Source organism: Streptococcus mitis, from assembly GCF_001074635.1.
Taxonomy (GTDB): Bacteria; Bacillota; Bacilli; order Lactobacillales; family Streptococcaceae; genus Streptococcus; species Streptococcus mitis_E.
Genome location: NZ_JUQO01000144.1, coordinates 1 through 6,741 on the forward strand (window position 1 = coordinate 1; position 6,741 = coordinate 6,741).

Annotated in this window: 3 protein-coding genes; all 3 read left to right on the forward strand. The window is 35.0% G+C overall.

What is annotated here, in order from left to right; translation table 11 throughout:
- Positions 1–4,753, forward strand: a 4,753-nt coding sequence (gene zmpD, locus ADI58_RS05925) for a zinc metalloprotease D (RefSeq protein ID WP_049521837.1), incomplete at its 5' end; no start/stop codon positions are given.
- 817 nt (positions 4,754–5,570) lie between these two features.
- Entirely contained in the window at positions 5,571–6,512 is a 942-nt protein-coding gene (locus ADI58_RS05930) for an Abi family protein (protein WP_239683528.1), read from the forward strand.
- An 82-nt stretch (positions 6,513–6,594) separates the two neighbouring features.
- Positions 6,595–6,741 (forward strand): helix-turn-helix domain-containing protein (locus ADI58_RS10780; protein ID WP_152905483.1); only part of this gene is annotated, 147 nt, incomplete at its 3' end.

Below are 6,741 nucleotides of genomic sequence, written 5' to 3' on the forward strand. Positions count from 1 at the left end.
TGACGAGGCTCCTAAAGCAGAGAAACCAGAATACACTAAACCAGTGGGTACAGTGCCAGACGAAGCGCCTAAAGCAGAGAAACCAGAGTACACTCAACCTGTAGGTATGGTTCCAGACGAAGCACCTAAAGCTGAGAAACCAGAGTACACTAAACCAGTGGGTACAGTGCCAGACGAAGCACCTAAAGCTGAGAAACCAGAATACACTAAACCGGTGGGTACAGTGCCAGACGAAGCGCCTAAAGCAGAGAAACCAGAATACACTAAACCTGTAGGCACAGTTCCTGATGAAGCACCTAAGGCAGAGAAACCAGAATACACTAAACCAGTGGGTACAGTGCCTGACGTTGCTCCAGAGAGAGAAGAACTTCCTGCTTTACATACCGATATTCGTACAGAGACTATTCCTAAAACGACTGTAGAAGAATTTGATTCTACCAAATTTATAGGTGATAATTCTATTAAACAAGTTGGTGAGGATGGCGAACGTCAAATTGTTACTAGCTATGAAGAGTTACATGGCAAAAAAATCAGTGAACCAGTTGAAACAGTAACTATTTTGAAAGAAATGAAGCCTGAAATTCTTGTAAAAGGTACCAAAGAAAAGCCCAAAGAAAAAACGGCTCCTGTTTTGACCTTAGATAGAACAAATACAAATGTATTAGACCGCTCCGCAAATCTTTCTTATCATTTGGTTAATACAGATGGAGTCAAGATCAATAAAATTACTGCGACAATTAAAGATGGAAATGAAATTGTCAAAACAGTAGATTTAACTTCAGAGCAATTAGATAAGCAGGTAGAAGATTTAAAATTCTACAAAGACTATAAGATAGAAACCACTATGACCTATGACCGTGGTAAGGGAGAAGAGACTGCAACATTAGAAGAGAAACCACTTCGCTTGGATTTGAAAAAAGTTGAAATTAAAAATATCGCATCTACTAATTTAGTGAAGGTAAATGATGATGGTACTGAAACACCTAGTGATTTCATGAGCGAAAAACCTTCTGATGAAGATGTGAAGAAAATGTACTTAAAAATCACTAGTCGTGATAATAAAGTAACACGTTTAGCAGTTGATAAAATTGAGGAAGTAACTGAAGAAGGTCAAAAACTTTATAAAATTACGGCTGAAGCTCAAGATTTGATTCAACACATTGATCCATCTAAGGCGCGCAATAAGTATGTTTATTATATAGAAAAACCCCATCCTAAAGAAGATAATGTCTACTATAACTTTAAAGATTTAGTAGAGGCTATGAATGTTAATAAAAATGGTACATTTAAAATCGGAGCAGATTTGAATGCAACGAATGTACCAACGCCTAACAAACAATATGTTCCAGGTACGTTTAAGGGACATCTATCAAGTGTTGATGGTAAACAATATACAATTCATAACATTGCCCGTCCCTTATTTGACCGTGTTGAAAATGGTTCTGTGAAAAATATTAATTTAGGTAATGTGGATATCAATATGCCTTGGGCTGACGGAATAGCACCTGTTGCCAACATGGTGAAAAATGCAACTGTTGAAGATGTTAAGTTGACTGGTAATGTAGTTGCTAATAACAATATTGCGGGTATCGTCAATAAAATCGATAGTGGTGGTCAGTTGACAAATGTAGCCTTCATCGGTAAACTCACGGGTGTTGGTGATAAAGGTCAATATATGGCTGGCATTGCCGGTGAGATTTGGAGAGGTAATATTGCAAAAGCATATGTCGAGGCTGATATTGTTGCTAACAGAGCCCGTATAGGTGGTTTAGTTGCTAAAACAGATAATGGCAACGACTCTATGGGAATTGGTAAATATGGTTCAATTCGTAAATCGGTCACCAAAGGAACCATTAAGACTAAAGTTTTGTTTGAAACAGGTGGATTTATCAATAGCAATCTTCCTTTTGGTAAACTGGAAGATAATATTTCAATGATGAGAGTTGAAAATGGTGAAGAGTTCTTTGGTTCTTCAGATTTGGACTACGATGGTGGTTATTTCACAAATGGATGGTTAGAGCGTAACTTTGTTGTCAAAGGTGTCAGTTCAGGTAAGCATTCATACAAACGTTCTCGTGACAAAATTAAAGAAATTAGTCAAGATGAAGCTAACAAGAGAATTGCAGCCTTTAATATTACTGCTGACAAATACGAAATCAACGAACCTGTGGTCAATCGCTTAAATCGTTTAACCAGAAGAGAAGATGAGTACAAGACAACTCAAGATTACAAAGACGAACGTGATTTAGCATATCGTAACATTGAAAAACTTCAACCGTTCTACAACAAAGAGTGGATTGTCAACCAAGGTAACAAACTTGCAGAAGATTCAAACTTAGCTAAGAAAGAAGTCCTTTCTGTTACGGGAATGAAGGATGGTCAATTCGTGACCGATTTATCGGATATCGATAAAATAATGATTCACTATGCAGATGGTACAAAAGAAGAAATGGGGGTCACACTCAAGGATTCTAAAGTCCAACAAGTGCGTGAATATAGCGTATCTGGTCTTGGTGATGTTGTCTATACACCAAATATGGTTGTTAAAAATCGAGACAAACTGATTGCAGATGTGAAAGAAAGACTTTCAAGTGTTGACTTAATTTCATCTGAAGTACGCGCGCTAATGGATAATCGTCAGAAAGCTGAAGAAAATACCAACACACGTAAAGATGGATATATTCGCAATCTATACTTAGAAGAAAGCTTTGCCGAAGTGAAGCAAAATCTAGATAAGTTAGTCAAAGCCTTGGTCGAAAATGAAGACCATCAATTGAATAGTGATGAAGCTGCGATAAACGCACTTCTCAAGAAAGTAGAAACCAATAAAGCTAAAATCATGATGGCTCTATCTTACTTGAACCGTTACTATAACATTAAGTATACTGACAACAGTATGAGTATCAAAGACATTATGATATTTAAACCTGACTTCTACGGTAAAACACCAAGTGTGTTAGATCGCTTGATTAACATCGGGTCTAGCGAGAAGAACTTAAAGGGTGACCGAACTCAGGATGCTTATCGTGAAATCATTGCAAGTAATACTGGTAAAGGTAGTCTTCGTAACTTCCTAGAATACAACATGCATTTGTTTACAGAGGATAAAGACATCAATGATTGGTTTATCCACTCAGCTAAGAATGTTTATGTTTCAGAACCTAAAACTACAAATCCTGACTTTGTCAATAAACGTCATAGAGTCTTTGATGGTTTAGATAACGGTGTTCATGGTCGTATGATTTTACCACTTCTAACGCTTAAAGATGCCCATATGTTCTTAATTTCAACATATAACACGATGGCGTACAGTTCATTTGAGAAATATGGAAAACATACAGAAGAAGCTCGAAACGAATTTAAGAAAGAAATTGATAAAGTTGCTAAGGGACAACAAACTTATCTTGATTTCTGGTCCAGATTAGCTCTACCTAATGTTCGTGATAGACTTCTTAAGAGTCAAAATATGGTACCGACACCAGTTTGGGATAACCAAAACTACCATGGAGTCGACGGTGCCAACAGCATGGGGTACGGAAAGAACGGGGCAATTATCAGACCTATTAGAGAATTGTATGGTCCAACTGGCAAATTCCACGCAACAAATGGAGCCATGGGAGCTATGGCTAGTATTTACGATAGTGCAAACAATAATGACCAAGTTTACTTTATGGTAACCGATTTAATATCACAATTTGGTATTTCAGCCTTTACACATGAAACAACACACGTCAATGACCGAATGCTCTATTACGGAGGATACAGTCAACGTGTTGGTACAAATGCAGAAGCCTATGCACAAGGTATGCTGCAAACACCTGATAGTTCAACGACTAATGGTGAATACGGCGCACTTGGAATTAACATGGCTTACCATCGTCCAAATGACGGTAACCAATGGTACAACCCAGATCCTGACAAATTAAAGACACGTGATGACATTGACCGCTACATGAGAAACTACAATGAAGCTATGATGTTGCTTGATTATGTAGAAGCCGATGCTGTACTTCCTAAAATTAAGGGAGACAATAGTAAGTGGTTCAAGAAGATTGACAAAGAAATGCGCTCTAAGATTCAGTACAATGATCTTTTAGGTCCAAACCAATGGGATAGTGTCCGTGATTTGAAAGGTGAAGAAAAGGTAATGACTTTATCTAGCGTCAATGATTTAGTGGATAATAACTTCATGACGAAACATGGAAATCCAGGTAACGGACGTTATCGCCCTGAAGATTATGCTGTCAACTCAGCATATGTAAACGTCAATATGATGGCTGGTATCTATGGGGGTAATACTAGTCTTGGAGCTCCTGGTTCATTATCATTCAAACACAATGCCTTCCGCATGTGGGGTTATTATGGATATGACAAAGGTTTCACTAGTTATGTATCTAACAAATACAAAGATGCAGCTATTAAAGAAAATAAAGGTTTGCTAGGCGATGACTTTATTATTAAGAAAGTATCAGATAATACGTTTACAACACTCGAAGCTTGGAAGAAAGAATGGTATAGAGCTGTTAAGGAAAAGGCCGAAAAAGGATTTACAGCCATTGAAATTGATGGCAAACGAATTAGTACTTATGTTGAGATTAAAGCTTTGTTTGATGAAGCTGTTCAAAAAGATCTTGATGGTATGTCAGATCCGAAAATTAAAGATCATTTCAAAAATACAGTAGACTTGAAATCCAAAGTATTCAAAGCCCTACTAAAAAATACAGATGGTTTCTTTAATCCTTTGTTTAAATGAATATAACAAATAGCTATTTAATATGATGCTGGACAAAAACTAGCTTTAAAATAAAACCATACAGTGATAATTTCAGTTTTATACTCATTAAGCTGAAAGAAACATTGTGTGGTTTTGTTTTATAGTCAATTGAAACACGAAGAGGACATAAGAGCCTCGTAAAAAGTATTGCAACTTGGTAATATAAAAGATTGAAGTTAAAATAGTACACTGTGACTTATGAAACATTGCTAGAAATTAATTTAACTTTCCTGATTGATTTGTCTCGTTCTTATTTCATTACGCTGTAGTTTTTTGGAAAGATAAATGAGTGAATGGCAAAAAATTGAAATTTTAATCAACCATTAGAAAGGAAATTAGAAAATCAAGAAAATCTAGATGAATTACAACACCATTTTGATTTTATCTATGGTATTCAGACTGATGACAATCCAATCCAAGCTTTAGCTCGTTTTCGTCAGAATGAAATTACAAAAGAAGAAATGCTTGAACTATAAGTCACCCAGATAATTTCTTCTTGCTGGCTAACTTGAACTTGAAATTTGGCAAAAGGAAAAAAGAATAAAAATTGTAAAAAGTATTGATATTTTTAATATTTTAGTGTATACTACAAGTAGATTAGAAGTCATCGAAGGTGCTTAAGCATAACTAGGTGGCCTTTTTTTGTACAGAGGATAGATATATGGAAGATAAAGAATTTGTGTTAAAGGATTTTAAGGAATATTTACCGCTAGATGTTGATATTACAGATAAAGAACGTTTAGTATAGCGACCGATATTAGTTTCAACTGAATTGAAGAAAAAGATAGAACCATCCTTGACAGAAGAGCAATTATATGTTCATATGAAAGAGCATTCTAAATGGATTTTTACGCTTAAAGATGATGTAGAGTATTTTAAACAAGATTGCATTGATTTCTTACGTGATATTGACTTTCAATCTTTTTCTCAATATGGGAAATTAACAGAGAGAAACTATCGTTCCGCAAAAATAGCGTATTTATTTGACAGTTATCTCAGAAATTTTCTTCAAGAACTCCTAGAAAGAATTGAAGTTTTTTTAAAAAAATCAACTACTGATGCAATTACAATCGGCTACAATGGTGATTTTTACATATTTAATGATGATAGTATTTACTATTCAGATCAGCAAAAGTATAGTTCTACAAGCCCAAAACGTACAGAATTAATACAGAAAACAAAATATCATCTTTCACGTTTGGTAATAGAAAAGAAGGATGATCCTCTGATAAAACAACAACTTGATGAATACGGAGTTGTATTGCCATGGACTTTGTTTCGTATAATGACATTTGGAAATTTGTCATCATTTTTAATTGCTCTGCAACCGGATTATAGAAATAAAGTTGCAAACTATATTAGTATTGATTCAAATAAGGATAATCTAATATCTGCAAAATTATTATTATCTTGGATGAATTCATTAAGATACCTTAGGAATCTTTGTTCACACAATAGTAGGCTTTATAAAAAACTTCATAATATACCACCAAAGATTCATTTTGATGATAGGGAGATAATAAACGATGGTCAGAATATAGACAAAAGTTTATTTGTTTATTTTTTAGTTATGAAGCGTATCATATGCTGTATGTCGAGGGAATCACAGCACTTTTGGAATAATAAGGTAAAGGATTTGGACAAAGAAAGTTCTAAAAGAGAAATTGAATTACTGAATTATGGCTTTCCGACCAGTTGGCTAATCATCTTAACTATTGACTTAGAAGAGATACAATAAAATTTATCAAAAAAGTCTGGGCAAAAACTAGCTTCATAATTTTTGCTGCTATAATGGACTTATAAAATTTAAGGAAAGATTTATGATCGGAGATAATATAAACCCTTTACTTAAGACACATGACCCGATACAACCAGAATTTGCACGAATTATAGGAATTTCTCGAAATAGCTTAAGTCGTTATGAAAATGGAACGAGTTCAGTCTCTACCGAATTAATAGACATCATT